Origin of the sequence: Pantoea sp. SORGH_AS_0659 (assembly GCF_031453915.1) — a bacterium.
Lineage (GTDB): Bacteria > Pseudomonadota > Gammaproteobacteria > Enterobacterales > Enterobacteriaceae > Pantoea > Pantoea leporis.
In genome coordinates this window covers 290,537-306,179 of record NZ_JAVJAK010000003.1, presented here as the reverse complement: position 1 = coordinate 306,179, position 15,643 = coordinate 290,537, and the positions used below count along the sequence as shown (strand labels likewise).

At 56.1% G+C, this 15,643-nt stretch carries 16 protein-coding genes and 1 pseudogene; 6 read left to right on the top strand and 11 right to left on the bottom strand.

All coding sequences use genetic code 11. From position 1 onward, the window contains the following. Positions 1–131: 131 nt before the first annotated feature. Entirely contained in the window at positions 132–1,160 is a 1,029-nt protein-coding gene (locus Q3H59_RS22545; protein WP_101761718.1) for an ABC transporter substrate-binding protein, read from the bottom strand. A 217-nt stretch (positions 1,161–1,377) separates the two neighbouring features. On the opposite strand from Q3H59_RS22545, the gene Q3H59_RS22540 reads away from it, so the two are divergent. Next, the gene (locus Q3H59_RS22540) at positions 1,378–2,412 is read left to right on the top strand and encodes a LacI family DNA-binding transcriptional regulator (RefSeq protein WP_309837382.1); all 1,035 of its coding nucleotides are present in this window, start codon (positions 1,378–1,380) and stop codon (positions 2,410–2,412) included. On the opposite strand, the gene Q3H59_RS22535 is transcribed toward Q3H59_RS22540, so the two are convergent. Beyond that, a complete protein-coding gene (locus tag Q3H59_RS22535; protein WP_309837380.1) occupies positions 2,370–3,305 on the bottom strand; it encodes a LysR family transcriptional regulator in 936 nt (311 codons plus the stop codon). The two genes, Q3H59_RS22540 and Q3H59_RS22535, sit on opposite strands and share 43 nt — an antisense overlap. A gap of 132 nt (positions 3,306–3,437) precedes the next feature. Between Q3H59_RS22535 and Q3H59_RS22530 the strand changes: the two genes are divergently transcribed. The 3 genes from Q3H59_RS22530 to Q3H59_RS22520 are packed head-to-tail and all read left to right on the top strand — an operon-like array spanning position 3,438 to position 6,119. Then, positions 3,438–4,118, top strand: coding sequence for an SDR family NAD(P)-dependent oxidoreductase (locus Q3H59_RS22530; protein WP_309837378.1), 681 nt, complete (start codon positions 3,438–3,440; stop codon positions 4,116–4,118). A gap of 2 nt (positions 4,119–4,120) precedes the next feature. Further along, the gene (locus tag Q3H59_RS22525; protein ID WP_309837891.1) at positions 4,121–4,792 is read left to right on the top strand and encodes an MBL fold metallo-hydrolase; all 672 of its coding nucleotides are present in this window, start codon (positions 4,121–4,123) and stop codon (positions 4,790–4,792) included. A gap of 4 nt (positions 4,793–4,796) precedes the next feature. Beyond that, complete coding sequence (locus Q3H59_RS22520; protein WP_309837376.1) at positions 4,797–6,119, top strand: amidase; 1,323 nt, start codon at positions 4,797–4,799, stop codon at positions 6,117–6,119. A 63-nt stretch (positions 6,120–6,182) separates the two neighbouring features. Here Q3H59_RS22520 and Q3H59_RS22515 read toward each other — a convergent pair whose 3' ends face one another. The 4 genes and pseudogenes from Q3H59_RS22515 to Q3H59_RS22500 form a co-directional block, all read right to left on the bottom strand. Continuing rightward, positions 6,183–6,590 (bottom strand): DUF2000 family protein, encoded by a 408-nt coding sequence (locus Q3H59_RS22515; protein ID WP_110866750.1) that lies wholly within the window; start codon positions 6,588–6,590, stop codon positions 6,183–6,185. 34 nt (positions 6,591–6,624) lie between these two features. Then, complete coding sequence (locus tag Q3H59_RS22510) at positions 6,625–7,482, bottom strand: AraC family transcriptional regulator (RefSeq protein WP_309837375.1); 858 nt, start codon at positions 7,480–7,482, stop codon at positions 6,625–6,627. A 21-nt stretch (positions 7,483–7,503) separates the two neighbouring features. Beyond that, positions 7,504–8,802, bottom strand: coding sequence for an SLC13 family permease (locus Q3H59_RS22505; RefSeq protein ID WP_309837374.1), 1,299 nt, complete (start codon positions 8,800–8,802; stop codon positions 7,504–7,506). A 58-nt stretch (positions 8,803–8,860) separates the two neighbouring features. Further along, a pseudogene (locus Q3H59_RS22500) lies at positions 8,861–9,759 on the bottom strand (LysR substrate-binding domain-containing protein). A gap of 99 nt (positions 9,760–9,858) precedes the next feature. Here Q3H59_RS22500 and Q3H59_RS22495 point away from each other — a divergent pair. Continuing rightward, the gene (locus Q3H59_RS22495) at positions 9,859–10,629 is read left to right on the top strand and encodes a 2OG-Fe(II) oxygenase (protein ID WP_110866747.1); all 771 of its coding nucleotides are present in this window, start codon (positions 9,859–9,861) and stop codon (positions 10,627–10,629) included. Here Q3H59_RS22495 and Q3H59_RS22490 read toward each other — a convergent pair. The 4 genes from Q3H59_RS22490 to Q3H59_RS22475 all read right to left on the bottom strand — a co-directional run bounded on the left by Q3H59_RS22490 (position 10,624) and on the right by Q3H59_RS22475 (position 14,169). Further along, a complete protein-coding gene (locus Q3H59_RS22490; RefSeq protein ID WP_309837889.1) occupies positions 10,624–11,697 on the bottom strand; it encodes a DUF2817 domain-containing protein in 1,074 nt (357 codons plus the stop codon). The genes Q3H59_RS22495 and Q3H59_RS22490 overlap by 6 nt on opposite strands. Before the next feature lie 73 nt (positions 11,698–11,770). Next, positions 11,771–12,541 carry a transporter substrate-binding domain-containing protein gene (locus Q3H59_RS22485; RefSeq protein WP_192413220.1) on the bottom strand — a complete coding sequence of 257 codons (771 nt, stop codon included), beginning with the start codon at positions 12,539–12,541 and terminating at the stop codon, positions 11,771–11,773. Positions 12,542–12,771: 230 nt separating this feature from the next. After that, positions 12,772–13,251 carry a type VI secretion system tube protein TssD gene (locus tag Q3H59_RS22480; protein ID WP_309837373.1) on the bottom strand — a complete coding sequence of 160 codons (480 nt, stop codon included), beginning with the start codon at positions 13,249–13,251 and terminating at the stop codon, positions 12,772–12,774. A 225-nt stretch (positions 13,252–13,476) separates the two neighbouring features. Further along, positions 13,477–14,169, bottom strand: a complete 693-nt coding sequence (locus Q3H59_RS22475; protein ID WP_309837372.1) for a hypothetical protein — start codon at positions 14,167–14,169, stop codon at positions 13,477–13,479. A gap of 516 nt (positions 14,170–14,685) precedes the next feature. Here Q3H59_RS22475 and Q3H59_RS22470 point away from each other — a divergent pair. Continuing rightward, on the top strand, positions 14,686–14,892 hold the full coding sequence (locus Q3H59_RS22470) for a HAMP domain-containing sensor histidine kinase (RefSeq protein WP_280173217.1): 207 nt from the start codon (positions 14,686–14,688) through the stop codon (positions 14,890–14,892). Between the two features lie 73 nt (positions 14,893–14,965). Here the strand turns inward: Q3H59_RS22470 and nfsB are convergent, their stop codons facing one another. Further along, positions 14,966–15,619 carry an oxygen-insensitive NAD(P)H nitroreductase gene (gene nfsB / locus Q3H59_RS22465; RefSeq protein WP_277975084.1) on the bottom strand — a complete coding sequence of 218 codons (654 nt, stop codon included), beginning with the start codon at positions 15,617–15,619 and terminating at the stop codon, positions 14,966–14,968. Positions 15,620–15,643: the final 24 nt, after the last annotated feature.

Here is a 15,643-nt window from a genome sequence, read left to right as displayed (position 1 = left end):
CCCAAAACGTCATTGCGTGCACGTATGCGTAGCGGCGCGATTTCTCGCGCGTTTTTGCTTTTCAACATTCGAACCGCATGCACCGACGAACAACGCGCAATAAATTGCGCCGCTACGGTGTGCGCAAATTCTTACTGCGCGCTGGCACCGATCTCTTTATCCCAACGTCCCAGTAACGCTTTACGTTTGGCCGAATCGCCGTAGGTCTTGAAGTCGTAATCGATCAATTTGATGTTCTCAAAGCGCGGCGCGTACTCTGAAATCTCCGCGTTGCGGTTCGACGGCAGCTGGAAGGATTTGGCCTCTTTCATATGCGATTGCGCTTCGGCGCTCAGCGCCCAGTCGTACCAGACTTTGGCGTTAGCGAGATTGCGCGCTCCTTTAACAATCGACATTGAGCCAATCTCATAGCCGGTGCCTTCGCAGGGCGCCACGGTCTTAATTGGGAAACCGTCGACTTCCATCGCCACCGCATCATGCATAAACACAATGCCCACGGTGGTTTCGCCACGCGCCGCCGATTTCACCGGCGCCGAGCCGGATTTGGTGTACTGCGAAATATTGGCGTTGAGTTTTTTCAGGTAATCAAAGGCCTGATCTTCACCCATGATCTGCACCAGCGTCGCCAGCGTGTTGTACGCCGTGCCCGACGAGTTCGGGTTGGCGATCTGAATTTCTCCTTTGAAGCTTGGGTCCAGCAAATCGGCCCAGCATTTCGGCTCTTTCAGCTTTTTCGACGCCAGTAATTTGGTGTTGTAACCCCAACCGAGCGCGCCGGCGTAGATGCCCACCGTGCGGTAATGGGAGTTTTCCGCCTGCTTCTGCGCCCAATCCTGCTGCTGATCGAGCAGCGGCGATTTGTACGGCTGCGTCAGCCCCTCTTCCGCCGCCTGCATATGCGGATCGCCGGTGCCCGCCCACCAGATATCAGTGCGCGGATTGCGTGCTTCGCTGCGCAGGCGTGCATAAGCTTCGCCCGCCGAGAGGCGCACCATGCTGACTTTGATATCCGGATGTGCCTTGCTGAAGATGTTGGTCATGTGCTCGCACACCACCACATCGGCGGAGCAGACCATGTTCAGATTGCCCGCCGCCGAAGCGGCAAAAGGTATGGCAGTGCAACAGAGGGATAGCGCGATGGCCATTGAGGTGACTCGCATAGTGTTCTCCTGGATTGTAGGGTTGGTGCTTCATTGGCACCTTTTCTTGCACGTGTGTGCAAAGTAGTAATGAACAAGAAATGTCCTGTCAAACACCACGCTGCGCAATTGTTAGGCGATGTCACAAAAATGCAACAAATGAGATCTTAAGCAGTTTGCACAGCTTTGCAATCTGAGGCAGACTCAGTTGCAGCCAGATTGTGAAGAGGTGTTGAACATGCAGCATGAGAAAGCGGTGGTGAGCGCGCAGGATGTCGCTGAACGCGCGGGTGTATCGCGCTCAGCGGTGTCGCGCGCGTTTACGCCGGGCGCCAGCGTGTCACCGGCAACGCGAGAACGGGTGATGAAGGCGGCGGAAGAGTTGGGGTATCACGTCAATCATCTGGCGCGCGGTCTGGTGCGCAATCGCAGCAGCATTGTCTGCCTGATCGTCTCGGAAATCGCCACGCCCTATCGCGCCAGTCTGGTACGCTGGCTGACGCAGTTTTTGCAGGAAGCAGGCAAAGTGGCGATGCTGATCAACACCGACCGCTCGGATAACAGCGTTTCGGCGGCGCTGCAGCAGGCGATTAATTTCCGCGCCGATGCCTCAATCATTCTCTCCGGCATGCCGGATCGCACCATCACGCGCCAGTGTTACAAGCACGGCCAGCGCATCATTTTGATCAACCGCGATGAAGCGTTGCCTGGCTCGCTGAGCATCAATCTCGATGCCGAAAGCGCCGCGCAAACGGCGGTGATGGCGTTTCAGCGCGCCGGTTGTCAGCATCTGGCATTTGCCAATTCGCTGGCGGGCACGCCGAGCCTGAAAAAGCGCGAAGACACCTTTGTGCTGGCGGCCGAACGGGCGGGATTAACCGTGACCATCGAACGTTTTGGTACCACCTCTTACGAGAGTGGGCAGATTCTGGCGCACCGCTTGCTAACGCGTCATCAGCGACCGGACGGCGTGTTTTGCGTCACCGATTTGGTGGCCTGCGGCTTTATGGATGAAGCGCGCCACCGCTTTGCGCTGCGCGTGCCGGAAGATCTCTGTATGATCGGTTACGACAACATCGCGCAGGCCGGCTGGTCCTCCTACAATCTCACCACGTTTTCCCAGCCGGTTGAGCAGTTCGCGCAGGACGCGGTGAAATGGTTAATACAAACCGAGCAGGAGGAAACCGGCTTCACGCCGCAAGTTGAACAGCAGCACGACAGCCTGCTGTATCAGGCCGATGTAGTGTGGCGTGGTTCGGTGCGCGGCGGCTGACAAACCTTTTTTACCACGCCGCGTAACCAATGATGCGCCGCGTCATTTTCCAGTCGCGGATGCCACAGTTGTGACACTGTCATTTCTGGCGTGGCGAACGGCAGTTCAAACATCGCTAAGTGGGTGCTGTTTTTGATCAACGGATGATGCAGAAACAGCGAACGCGGCACCAAAGCGATGTGATCCGATTCCTGCGCCAGCGCCACCGCGCTGGAGAATGCCGCTACCACCGCCGCCACCTTGCGGGTTAACCCAGCCTGCTGCAGCGCATCGTGAATCGGCCCGCCAAGCTCACCGCGCCGTGACGCCACGATATGACCAAAGGCGGCAAACTGGGTGATATCCCGCTGCTGCGTGAGCGGATGCCCGGCGCGCACCACGCCAACGAAGCTATCGCGGAACAGCGCCTGCAGGCGAATCTCCGGGCCCATATTGCCCAGCACGCCAATCTCCAGATCGATGTTGCCTTCGCGCAAATCGCGCGCGCTTTTCTCCGGCTTGGGCACAAAACTGAGCCACGCGTGCGGCGCTTGTTGCGCCACGGCAGCGATGAGCGCGCTGCCAAACGCTTCGACGAACCCTTCATTGGTGCGCAGGGTGAAGCAGCGATCTAGCTGATGCAGATCCAGCGACTGCGCCGTTGGGCTTAACATCGCACGCGCCTCGCGTACCGTGTGATGCGTGCGCTCGCGGATCGCTTCGGCATAAGGTGTCAGTACCATGTTGCGTCCGGCGCGCACTAATAGCGCATCGCCGGTGGTGGCGCGTAAACGTCCCAGCGTGCGGCTCATCGCCGATTCGCTCAAGCCCAAGCGACGCGCAGCGCCAATCACGCTGCCTTCAATCAGCAGCGCATCCAAGGCAATTAACAGATTCAGGTCGGCATCATTCATGCGGTTTATCCTCGCCGATTCAGCGCAGTGAGACAAGGCGTTTGGTGCAGGTTAATACTGCGAGTGCTGCGCATTCCGCCTGCCCTCGCCCGGCGCTACACTCTTCTTATCGCAAACACCGAGGAGAACAACATGAAGATATTACTGATTGGCGCATCGCGTGGCCTGGGTTTGGCACTGGTGGAAACCATGCTGCAGCGCGGTTATCAGGTGGTCGCCACCGGACGTGAAAACTCGACAGGGAATTTACAACAACTGGCCGATCGCTTCCCCGCACAGTTGACGGTGGAAAGCGTGGATATCAATGAACCGGAACAGGTCGCAGCGCTGCATACGCGGCTGGCGGATTGGCAGTTCGATATGCTGTTCGTCAACGCGGGGGTGAAAAATGATGACCGAGAAACCATCGCCGATGTCACAACCAGTGAGTTCACCCGCGTGATGGTGACTAACGCGCTAAGCCCGTTGCGGGTGATTGAAACCTTTAAAGATCGTGTTACGCCCAGCGGCACTCTTGCGGTGATGTCATCTGGCCAGGGCAGTTTGACCAACAACACCAACGGTAATTACGAGGTGTATCGCGGCAGCAAAGCGGCGCTAAATATGTTTATGCGCAGCTTCGCCGCACGTAGCGGCGGCGAGCGCACGTTATTGTTGATGGCACCCGGCTGGGTGCGCACCGATATGGGCGGCCCTGAAGCGCGTTTGACCATTGAGGAGAGCATTCCGAACTTGCTGAACACCATGGAAAGCTACGCTGGGCGACGCGGAATTCATTATCTGGATTATTTAGGGCGTGTGGTGCCTTGGTAAACGTGCAGGTCGCCATTTATGGCGACCTCATCATTATCGATACCGGCAACGGCCGCAATCGCGATAACAAGCCATTATTTCACCAGCTGAACACGCCGTATGCCGCAAACCTCGCGCAGGCGGGCGTTGATCCGGCGGAAGTGACGCTGGTGCTGATGACGCACATTCATACCGATCACGTTGGCTGGAATACGCATCAGCGTGATGGCGAATGGCTGCCGATGTTCCCGAATGCGCGCTATATCTGCTCGGCGCGGGAACTGGCGCACTGTCAACAGAATCCGGCGGCGCAGGAGCTCTATCGCGACAGTATTCTGCCGCTGATCGGGAGCGGCCAGCTTGAGACTATCAACGTGCAGGATTCACCTTTGTTTGCTGGCGTGCTGCGCTATCTCTCCACGCCCGGTCACAGCGTTGATCATGCATCGATTGTGCTGGAAAGCGCCGGTGAATCGGCGATCTTTGCCGGCGACGTGATGCATAATGCCATTCAGTTTCAGTATCCGTACTGGAACTCACTGTTTTGCGAGGATAAAGCGCTGGCGGTCACTTCACGGCAACGGGTGGTGGACTGGTGCGCACAACATCAGGCAATCTGGTTCAGCACCCACTTTAATGGCAGCGCGTGCGGACGCGTCACGCGCGACGGACAATGGATTCCGCTGGAGAATTAACCTAATGCAATACGCTGATTATCTCACCGCTTCGATTAACGATTTACATCAGGCGCTGACCCAGCGCACGGTGAGCGCGCGCCAGTTAGCTACCTTCGCGCTGCAGCGCATTGGCGAGGTGGATCAACCGCGCTACAACGCCATCACCTGGCTGTTTGCCGAACAAGCCCTAGCGGCAGCGGACGCCAGCGATGCGCGTCGTCAGCGCGGCGAGGTGGCGGGACCGCTGGAAGGGATTCCGGTGCTGATTAAAGACAATATCGAAGTGAAGGGCTGGCCAACCAGCGCCGGTTCGGTGCTGCTGCGTGAGGTTATCGCCAGCGACGATGCGCCGCTGGTTACCCGACTGAAAAAGGCAGGTGCGATTCTGATCGGCAAAACCGCCATGCACGAGCTGGCGGCGGGCATTACCGGCGCGTCGTCGTTAAGCGGATTTACCCACAATGCGTGGGTTGAAGGCCGCTCGCCGGGCGGATCGAGCAGCGGTTCCGCCGTGGCGGTCGCAGCCGGTTACGTGCCGCTGGCGATCGGCAGCGATACCGCCGGATCGGTGCGCATTCCGGCAGCGTTTAACCATCTTTTTGGCCTGCGCATGACGCGCGGTGCAATCAGCACCGACGGCATTGTGCCGCTGTCGCCAACTCAGGATATTCCCGGCCCGCTGGCGCGGTCGGCGGCGGATTTACGTTTAGCATCTGAAATTCTCAGCGGACAACAGTTTGCGGAGAGCGATGAGCCGCTGCGCATCGGCATCTGGCTGGAAGGGTTTGCAGCCGATGAAGACGAGATTAATCAGGCGGTTCGCGCGGCGCTGGCGGATTTCGCGCCGCGTGAGGTGAGTTATCCGCAGCTGGAGACGTTGGCCGCCGACGCCAATATCATCGGCTACGAATTTGCCGCTGCGCTGGCGGCGTATCTGGCGGATAAATCGCAGGCGCAGGTCCGCACGCTGGCGGAAGTGGTGGCGTCCGGGCGCTATCATCCTCAGTTGGAAACGGTGTTTACCACGCGGGCCCAGCATCCGGGCGTTGAGAGTGAAGGTTACCGGCGGGTGCAGCAGCGTCAGCGCGATCTGTATTTGCAGCTGGCTGAATTTTTCGCCGCGCAGCAGATCAATCTGTTGGCTTATCCGGTGGTGCGCCGTGCGCCGGTTAAGCACGGTGAGATGCAGGATGGCAGCAACGCGCTGATTTCAGCGGTGACCGGCGCACCGGCGATCAGCATTCCAGCGGGATTCAGCGCCGCAGGTTTGCCGATTGGGCTGGAGCTGCTGGCGCTGCGTGGGCGGGAAGATTTGTTGCTGAGCGCGGCGGATAAGTTTGTTTAATAGCGCCCTCACCCTGGCCCTCTCCCGCCCGCGGGAGAGGGTTAGTGTGAGGGAAAACGTGCTTTACCCGTGCAACGCCAATCCCTTAATCGCCTTATCCACCGCCTTCTTCGGGCCGCGCAGCGCAATGCCGACCAGATTCAAATGATCAGCATCCTCCGCCATAAACACTTCGCGGTTCGCCGCGTCGTGGCCGGTAGAAAACATCGCTTCCACGTAAGGAATAATGGTTAACTCGCGCTCCAGTCCCTGACGGTGCGCACGCTGCAAACCGGCTAAATCCCCGGCAAACACCAGCATCGGCTGGCCCGCCATGTTGCCGTACTGTCGCGCTTTGGCATCAATATAAGGTTCGCCCATCATCTCGGGGGCGGCGGACGCCACGCCGGTAGCGAGGAACGCCACCACATTCAGGCGCTGCCAGGTGGCTAAATCATCACGTACGATCAGGGCGATTTTGGTATCAAACATCTGCAACAACTCTCCAATGACAACGAAAACCTCATCATCTAAGAGCAGGCGGGGAAGCGTATAGAACGTTTGTGCACTGACGTTGATAAGCGGCGGGCGTCATGCGATAGGCGCGCTGGAACCAACGGCCCAAATGACTTTGATCGGCAAATCCTACCTGCGCCGCCACCTGCACCGGCTCAATGCCCTGCGCCAGCAACGTGCGCGCGCTGCGCAAACGCAAACGTACCAGATAGGCATGCGGCGATTGGCCGAACGCCTGTTTGAACTGGCGCGTCAGGCGAAATCGATCAATGCCGGAAAGGCGCGACAGCTCATCCAGACCAATATCCTGCGCCATAAAATCGTGCAGATAGTCGCGCAGCAGCTGCATCTGACGCATCGCTTCGCTGTGCTGCAGGCTGGGTTTGGTATCCAGATGGCGTGACAGCAGGGTGAGCAAATGATCGAGGCTTTGATCGCGCGCCAACCGCCCTTCGCCCTGATGTACGGCAAACCAGGCTTGCTGAATGGCGCTGGCTAACAGCGCATCGTCAGTCAACGTGTGGCGGAAAGCGCCTTCGATATTCGATACATCGCCCAAGCCGCGACGCTGCATCATCTCCGCCACCCAGCTCTGCGGCAGATAGAGCATCACGTAAGTGAAACCCTCGGCGTCCGGCGCATGGCCATCGTGGACCGCACCCGGTTCAATCATAATCGCCCGGCCCGGCGTGCTGGTGTGCAGCGAACGGTGGCAGTTGAAGCGCTGTAAACCTTGCTGCGTCACGCCCACCAGCAGTTCGTCGTGATCGTGCGGATCGTAAGCGTGTCCGCGAAAGTGCGCGTTGACGCTTTCAATTCCGGTCTCATCATCACGACGAAAATCAACCCAATCATTATTGGCTGGCATAGGCAATCTCTGGCAAAGACATCAGGCATAGCCTAGCAGCCGAAACCACAGATAATCCAGCGGTAACAGCAACACCGCGCTAAGCAGAAAAATCAGTGCGCACAGCTGTAAACCGGCCTTCGCCGGAACGTTGCCGAGTCCCATCGCCACCACCACCGGCGATGCCTGATACGGCAGCAGCGGCGTAGCGTAGGCAAACACCTGCAACATGATCACGGTGAGCAGCGGAAAGCCAGACGCGTTCGCCAGTTCTTGCGCCATCGGCGTCACCATCGCCGGTACGCCGTTGGCGGTGAGCACGAAATTCAGTAGCGACACCAGCGCATTGAGCACCGCGAAATTGCTGAAAGATGGGTGTTCGTGCAGCGGCAACACGTTAAGCAACGCATTGGCGATCATCCGTCCCAGGCCTGAATCCACCACCAATGTGGCGACGCCAAGGAATCCGGCAATGTAAATGCAGGTGCGGAAATTTACCCCGCTGGCAAAGTCCTCGCTGGAGATAAAACCTACGCGCGGCAATAAACAGATACAGGCTGCCGCCAATCCCACCCACGCAGCCGGTAAGCCGTGCACGCTGTCGGTCATCCACAGCAGCAAAGTGATCGCCAGCAGACCAATCAAGCGCCACTCGCTGCGGCTAAGCGCGGTTAAGCTGTCGCGCTGGTGGACCGCTTTGGGCTGCGCGCGAAACAGAAACAGCAGGCAACCTATCAACAACAAGCCCTTAACGACGCCCACCACCGGCATATGCAGCAACCACCACGGCAACCATTGCAGATGCAGCTGATACGCGCTCTCCGCCGCACCGCTCAGCACCAGATTCGGCACGTTGGCGGGCAAAATACTGGCGGAGAGCTGGAAGGTGCCAAATCCCACTGCCAGCGCCAGGCCAATACTGCCGCGGCTGCCCGCTTTGATTCCTGCGCGTTCGCCCATCGCCAGCACCACCGGCATCAGCAGCGCGATGCGTCCCATATTTGAGGGCATAACAAACGCCAGCAGATAAGTCAGCAGCACGGTTCCCGCAATCATACGCGGCCAGCTTTGGCTAAGCGGCACCACCAGCCAGTTCGCCCAGCGCTGCGCCAGACCAACTTTGCGGATCGCCGCGCCCAGCACAAACCCGCTGAGTACCAGCCAAAACGCCGACGAGGCAAAACCGCTGAATATGCTGCTGGCAGGAGCCAACTTTAGCAACATCGCCGCCGTGAAAAACAGCAGCGCGGTGACGTATTCCGGCAAACGCGCGCTGGCCCATAGCAAAATGGTGGTGCCCACCACCAGCGCGGTGAGCCAGAAGTTGAGATCTGCGGTCATTGATGAACTCCCTTTCTTTTCCAGGTCGCCATAAAGGGCGATGCTACGAATGGGTATATTATCCCGCCAGCTGCGTGAGCCAGTGGATTAGCGCAGTGCTGCCCGGCTGGCTGAGCGAGCGCTGCGGCCAGGCAAGGAAATAGGGTTTGCTGAGCGGCAAGCTAAGCGGATCGACAACCACCAGCTCGCCGCGCGCCAGCTCGTTGGCAATCAAACGCCGCTGACCGAGCAGCAAGCCCGCGCCTGCCACGGCGGCATCAATCGCCAGCGAGGTAAGATTGAAACTGAACGACGGCTGCGGTGGCGCATCGTCAATGCCTTTAGCCTGAACCAGCTGCGCCAGTCAGGTAAGAAACGCCCTTCGTTGCCCCAGTCGAGGTGAATCAGCGGCGCATGCTGCAACACCTCCATACCGGCAAAACGATGCAGTAGCGCCAGGCTCGCCACCGGCAACACCTCATCGAGAAACAGCAGCTGCTTATCCAGCTGGGGATAGCGATCTTCGCCGAAACAGATGACGAAATCGGCCGGCGTGGCATTGAAATCCACCTGCGTATGGGTGCCGTGCAGCGATAAATCGATTTCCGGACAGTGCGCGCGCCACTGCGCAATATTCGGCAGCAGCCATTTTGAGGCCAGCGCCGGCAGCGAATAGAGCGTTAATCGTGGTGCCGACGCCGCATGGCGCAGGTTTTGCTGGCCGAGGTGCAGAATGTCGAACGCCTCAGTGACATAACGCAGATACTCTTTGCCCATCTCCGTCAGCATCACGCCGCTTTGTGTACGCACAAACAGCGTGCTGCCCAACTGCTCTTCCAGCTGGCGAATTTGCTGGCTCACGGCGGCGGGCGTTAACGCCAGCTGCGCAGCCGCTTTCGCCAGGCTGCCCAGTTCCGCCGCCACTTTGAAGGATTGAATGACGCTGATTTTGGGCAAACGCGGTGATGGCGCGGGCATTAAGGTTTCCTTAGCAAGGTGTTAAATTTTTATCGTTACGTATTAACATATCAGCGAGTTACAGTCTTTACACACCTGTAACACATGAGAAGTAAAACTATGTCTGCCTTGATTCGTTTCGATCTGCATCCGCTGGCCGATGCCGACTGGCGTCGCACCTGCCGTGAGCAACTTAATCAGCACGGCGCTTTAGTTTTGCGTCAGTTCCTACAGCCCGCTGCGCTGCAGGCCATCATTGCCGAAGGCGATGCGCAGCGCCATCTGGCGTATCACACCGCCAGCAAACACAACGTTTATCTGATGAAAAAAGATGAGGCTTTCAGCGCCGATCATCCGCGTAATCGCGATGTCATTAGCACCAAAGGCTGCATCACCGATGATGTGATTGCCGCCGATTCGCCGCTGCGCCAGCTCTACAACGATGAACTGTTCAAAAGCTTCCTGTGCGATGTGCTGGGTGAAGAGGCGCTCTATCCGTATGCCGATCCGCTTTCGTCGATCAATCTGCACTACGCGCCCGACGGCCAGGAACTTGGCTGGCACTTTGATAACTCGTCGTTCGCCATCACGCTGCTGGTGCAGAAACCGCGCGCCGGCGCCGTGTTCCAGTATGTGAAAGATCTGCGCGATGCCGATGCCGGTGAGATGAATTTCGACGGTGTGGCGGCGGTGCTGGATCAGCGCCAGCCGGTGGAAGCGCTGGCGATTGATGCCGGGGATTTGGTGCTGTTCCGTGGGCGCAATTCGCTGCATCGCGTTACGCCAACCGAAGGCGATATCACCCGCATGCTGGCGGTGCTGGCGTATAACACCGAGCCAGGCATTGCCCTGTCGGAAACCGCCCGCATGACGTTTTACGGACGCTTATAAATCGATCAACGCCCGCCAGCCACGCACAAAAATCTGCTGGGTGCGAAAAGCCACCAGCGCGCGCCAGTCAGCGTCGGCGGGCCAGAATCCTTCCACCAGCTCCTGCTTAATCGCCCGCCCGCTTTCACTGGCTGGATCGCCTTGCAGATGCAGCCAGTGATCGTCGCGCACGCGGCGATGCATCTCCTCGCCAGGATAGGTGCCGCACTCCACCACCAGCGGCAAAATCTGCGTCTTCGGTAGCGACGTCAGCAGAAATTGCGACACATAGCCGGTAGCCGTCGCGGTCACGCCGGTTTCGCTGTCGCGCCCTGTTCCGGTGAATAGCAGCGTTAACCATTCTCCATAAATCTCCTTGCCCCAGTCATGTGCGGCAAAACGCTGCTCGGCAATCGACAGCAGCATCGGATGTCCCCATGCGCCCGCGCCGGTGTGCAGATCGAAGCTGATGATGGTTTTGGCCTGCGACAAGTGATCGGCGATGATGGTTTGCAGCGTGCGATACGACCAGCCTGGCTGCTGGCCGCCGTAAAAGAATCCGTCCGCCGCGCCATATTGCCCCGCTTCCACCACGCGTTTTATTGCCGGCCAACCGACGCTGTTGAGCGCGTCAGCTAACAGCTTATCGGCGCGGGCGCGATCGCCGTGGTAAATGCCATGCCACGCGGCGTAATCGGGATTGGCGGGTGTGGGCTGTGAAAAATCGATAAAGTGGCGATTGAGGTCGATGTTGTCTTCATTGACGCGGCGTAAATGCGCCGCGCCCCACGGATTGAGCAAATGCAGCATCACGATAGCGGTATCCGCGGGCAGCGCCGTGAGGTTGAAGGTATCCAGCCAGGCGATCTGGCAATCGGAGCCGTAATAGCCTTCTACGCCGTGCGTGCCGGAGATCACCAGCATCAGCCGTGATGCGTTGGCATCGCCGATTACCGCTACGTCAGTGAAAAGTTCCTCGCCCTGCGGGCCGGGTAACGGATGCGCGTAGGACGTTAATGCGCCGTTTTGCCGTTTGACGGCGGCGAGAAAGCGGGCGCGTTGAGTTGGGTAGTGCGGTAAGTTCGTCATGATTTTTGAGTGAGTGTGGGTGCGGTTGGTGGGCAAGGTCGTCATCAATGGCGACCTTGCGTGCAGATGAATTTTACGGATAGACCTTGAATTTGAAGTACTTCTTCGCCAGTTGATCGTAAGTGCCGTTGCTGTGCAGTTCGGCCAGCGCGCTGTTGATCAACTTCAGATTGGCCGCATCGTCTTTACGCAATCCAATGCCCACGCCATTGCCCAATACCTCTTTATCCACCAGCGTGGCGCTGATGACGTAGTCTTTGCCGGCTGGCGTGTTAAGAAAACCTTGTTCTGCCGAAACCGCATTGGCCAGGCTGGCGTCGAGCCGTCCCGCCACCAAGTCAGGATAGATCTCCATCTGATTAGGGTAAGAAACCACACTCACGCCCTTGGTTGCCCACTGCGCTTTGGCGTAGGTTTCCTGAATGGTGCCCTGCGCGACGCCGATTCTTTTGCCGCGCAGCGCGTTAATGTCTCCCGTTAGCGGCGCTTTCGCGGGTGTGAGCAATGCGCTCGGCGTGACGTAAAGCATGTCGCTGAAGGCGACCTGCTCGCGGCGTTTCTCCGTCATCGACATCGCCGAAAGAATCGCATCAAACTTTCTCGCCTGCAGCGCCGGAATGCTGCCATCAAAACCAATCTGCACCCATTGGCACGTCACTTTGGCCTGGGCGCAGATCGCGTTGCCGAGGTCGATATCAAAGCCCTGCAAAGAACCGTCGCTGGCTTTGGATTCAAACGGCGGGAACGTCGGATCAACGCCGAAGCGCAAGGTTTGCTGGGCAAATGAAGCGTGGCTGAACGCGCTCAGTGAAAGCAGTAAGGCAAAGGACAAACTTTTCTTCATTGTATCTCCGGCAGGTAGCTAAATTCACAACGTCATACAGAGTTAATAACATGGTGGACATGATCTCACTACAGAAATTACGGATTTAATGCAGAGGGAATACTTATTAAACAGAAGGGGTTAAGAAATTTTATCTTCGGCAGTAAGAGAATCTTAATGCCGAAGATGAACGTTATGCGGAAACAAACTTAGTTTGGATACACTTTATAACTTTGGTCACTGAAATAGTGTCACGCGCAAGCGTATTCATTCCATGTATCGCGGTAAATAATATTTCCTTCCGTGTACTTCCAGGTGATCGCCTCATAACGCAACTCTAATGTTTCAACATGAGTGTTGCTCTGACCATTTGGGGCAAGGTAAGGCGAAACCGTGGTGATTTTAACGTTATCCAAAATGATATTGAAATATTCGGACTCAATGCCTGATTCAAGAATCCGATACATCTTGATCGTAGCTTTTTTAAGTGTGCGCCCTTCACATACAGCGCGATAAAGAATTGGTGTTATCTTGTCGAACTCTTTTACTATCACGATAGGTTGATGGACTCGCGTTGCGGTCAATTTTCCCCTATTTGGATCTACTGGGATGGTTATGCCGTGTGAAAATGATTTTAATTCGATAGAACCTAACCTCAGTGGGATTAAACAACTTCCAACAATAGGCGAGCAATTTTCATCTTCTAGCCATAAATGTGCGGGCGTCGACATACAATATCCTTATCTGTTAACAGTTTTTTAAACTTCATCATTTTATGTAACGAGCCACGATGACCAGCGCGAATATAAAGAAAACCGCAATAGGCCAAACTGGACTTCCTGGAAAAAAATGAGCCTGAAGTAATGCAAAGACAATGGTCAATATTGCCGGTCCGTATATCCATACTAACGATCTAACTAATGAACACATTGAGTCTTTTATAAATTTAATCATAGCTACCTAATCAACCGGGTAATGATATCTGCAATATTTTCTTCAGTTGCCCACTGAGCATCCAGGGCACTCGCGCGTTGCATTACGGGTTCAATTAGGAAATACATCATTTCCAGATTCTGTAAATAGAGCGCTGAATAATAGACGGGATATTGAGTTTGAAGGCGGTGCGCACTATCTGCTGCCCTCTGAACAATACCATACAAAGCTGCTGCTCCCACTACACCACCGGCTATTCGCCCTGTCAGCGCGCTGATCTCCATACTCAGGTTTAATCCCATGCGAACGGCACTGGCTGCCGCCATAGCAAAACCTGCGTTAGTCAGTGAACTTGCAGCAATATGAACATTAACCGTCATAAGCTTTTTCTTTATGTATTCTAATTGCTGTGCAGTTTTATATTTTAGCAGTTCTTCAAAATATACTTTAAGCATCTCAAAGCCAATATCTCCATGCCTGAGAAGTCGGTAAACCCCATCCCGAAAACGGATATCTTCATTTTTTTGCCGCAGGCATATATCGTTATATTCATCAGTGAAACAGGACGTGTAAAACAACGCTCGGGTAGCACCAGCACCGATTGATTTGACCTGTTCCGCCACCTGTTTTCCGACGGCATCAACGGCATTGTCAAGTTTCATTGCGAGAATTTTATTTGCTTGAAGATAACTGATGACTTCACTGTTGTTAAACATAACTTTTGCATCCTATATCCTTATAGTAACTGTGGTCTACGATACTGATTATCAAATTTTAGATCCACCTATTACGTTAGGTCATTTCTATATAACAAGTGCGCATGTCATTCTTTTGTCATAACTCGCTCACGCTGATGTCAGAGCCGATAGCATATCCTGATGGCCTACCTTCAAATCAGGAGTATTAAGATGAAATCGAACAAACTCACCCTTGCAGCGGGCATGCTGCTGGCTATCGCAGGCGGATGCGATTGACGTGCGCCTTTTGTCGCAGCGAATGCCTGAACAGGCGATAGCGGAACTGCAGCCGCTGGTGGCGGCTTTCAATTAGATGCTGGGGCGCCTTGAACGGGGTTATCAACAGTTGAGCCAGGTTTATGTTGATAAGGCGCACGATCTGCGCACGCCGATCCGCAACTGCTGCAACGCGCGCTGGCGAATCTGATGGCAAACGCCTTGTGCTAGGGCGAACGAGATTCCACCGTGCGCATTTTCAATCGGGGCAGCGCTTTGATGGTGGAGAATCAGGGCCCGGCAATGAGCGCGGAACAGCAGGCTCACATCTTTGATCGCTTCTGGCGCGCCGATGCGTCACATCATCAGGGCAGCAGCGGCTTGGGATTGTCGATTGTGCGCAGCATTATGCATTTACATCAGGGAAGTTGTGAGATGCATAGCGAGCAGGGTGTGAACCGTTTTACGTTGCGGTTTCCGTATTGATCTTGCGCGATAAATCGCGCCGCTACAGAAACGTGCGTCCATCCGTAGCGGCGCAATTTATTGCGCGAAATATTTAAATAAAGGTAAAAATCTCGTCACGCGGCAAACGTGATTTCGGCAGCGCGGCGTTGAAATCCGCATCGCTGCGATAGCCCAGCGACACCAGCACCACGCTGGTAAAGCCTTTTTCACGCAGGCCCAGCGCCTGATCCAGCGCACGCTGGTCAAAACCTTCCATCGGTGTGGCATCAATGCCCAACATCGCTGCGCCCAGCAACAATCCACCCAGCGCCAGATAAACCTGCTTTTCCATCCACTGCGGCACATCGCGTGATTCATAGCGATGCATATCGACATAGCTGCGACGCACCACGTCATTGTTCGCTTTGCTTTCCGGCCTGGCGTAACGGCCATCAGCATCTTCCTGATCGAGCACGTTCTGCAAATGCGCTTCATCCAGATCGGTGCGCATGCACAGCGCGATAACGTGCGAGGCATTGCGCACTTTCGGGCTGTTATAGGCAAAGGCGCCATCAGTGGATGCGGCGATTTGCTCGCGACCCGCTTCGGTAGACGCCACCACAAAATGCCAAGGCTGGGAGTTCACGGATGACGGGCTGTTGCGCAGCACGTTCAGCAGGGTTTCGATTTCATCCTGCGGCAGGCTTTTACCTTGTTCAAAGGCTTTTACAGTGTGACGACGAGCGACTGCATCATTGAGTGTCATGGCCTATTCCTTTTTCTTTGTAGC

Bases quoted from the DNA above. Each gene is read 5' to 3' on its own strand.
- Q3H59_RS22545 (WP_101761718.1), bottom strand. From the start codon at position 1,160: ATGCGAGTCACCTCAATGGCCATCGCGCTATCCCTCTGTTGCACTGCC.
- Q3H59_RS22540 (WP_309837382.1), top strand. From the start codon at position 1,378: ATGCAGCATGAGAAAGCGGTGGTGAGCGCGCAGGATGTCGCTGAACGC.
- Q3H59_RS22535 (WP_309837380.1), bottom strand. From the start codon at position 3,305: ATGAATGATGCCGACCTGAATCTGTTAATTGCCTTGGATGCGCTGCTG.
- Q3H59_RS22530 (WP_309837378.1), top strand. From the start codon at position 3,438: ATGAAGATATTACTGATTGGCGCATCGCGTGGCCTGGGTTTGGCACTG.
- Q3H59_RS22520 (WP_309837376.1), top strand. From the start codon at position 4,797: ATGCAATACGCTGATTATCTCACCGCTTCGATTAACGATTTACATCAG.
- Q3H59_RS22515 (WP_110866750.1), bottom strand. From the start codon at position 6,590: ATGTTTGATACCAAAATCGCCCTGATCGTACGTGATGATTTAGCCACC.
- Q3H59_RS22510 (WP_309837375.1), bottom strand. From the start codon at position 7,482: ATGCCAGCCAATAATGATTGGGTTGATTTTCGTCGTGATGATGAGACC.
- Q3H59_RS22505 (WP_309837374.1), bottom strand. From the start codon at position 8,802: ATGACCGCAGATCTCAACTTCTGGCTCACCGCGCTGGTGGTGGGCACC.
- Q3H59_RS22495 (WP_110866747.1), top strand. From the start codon at position 9,859: ATGTCTGCCTTGATTCGTTTCGATCTGCATCCGCTGGCCGATGCCGAC.
- Q3H59_RS22490 (WP_309837889.1), bottom strand. From the start codon at position 11,697: ATGACGAACTTACCGCACTACCCAACTCAACGCGCCCGCTTTCTCGCC.
- Q3H59_RS22485 (WP_192413220.1), bottom strand. From the start codon at position 12,541: ATGAAGAAAAGTTTGTCCTTTGCCTTACTGCTTTCACTGAGCGCGTTC.
- Q3H59_RS22480 (WP_309837373.1), bottom strand. From the start codon at position 13,251: ATGTCGACGCCCGCACATTTATGGCTAGAAGATGAAAATTGCTCGCCT.
- Q3H59_RS22475 (WP_309837372.1), bottom strand. From the start codon at position 14,169: ATGTTTAACAACAGTGAAGTCATCAGTTATCTTCAAGCAAATAAAATT.
- Q3H59_RS22470 (WP_280173217.1), top strand. From the start codon at position 14,686: ATGGTGGAGAATCAGGGCCCGGCAATGAGCGCGGAACAGCAGGCTCAC.
- nfsB (WP_277975084.1), bottom strand. From the start codon at position 15,619: ATGACACTCAATGATGCAGTCGCTCGTCGTCACACTGTAAAAGCCTTT.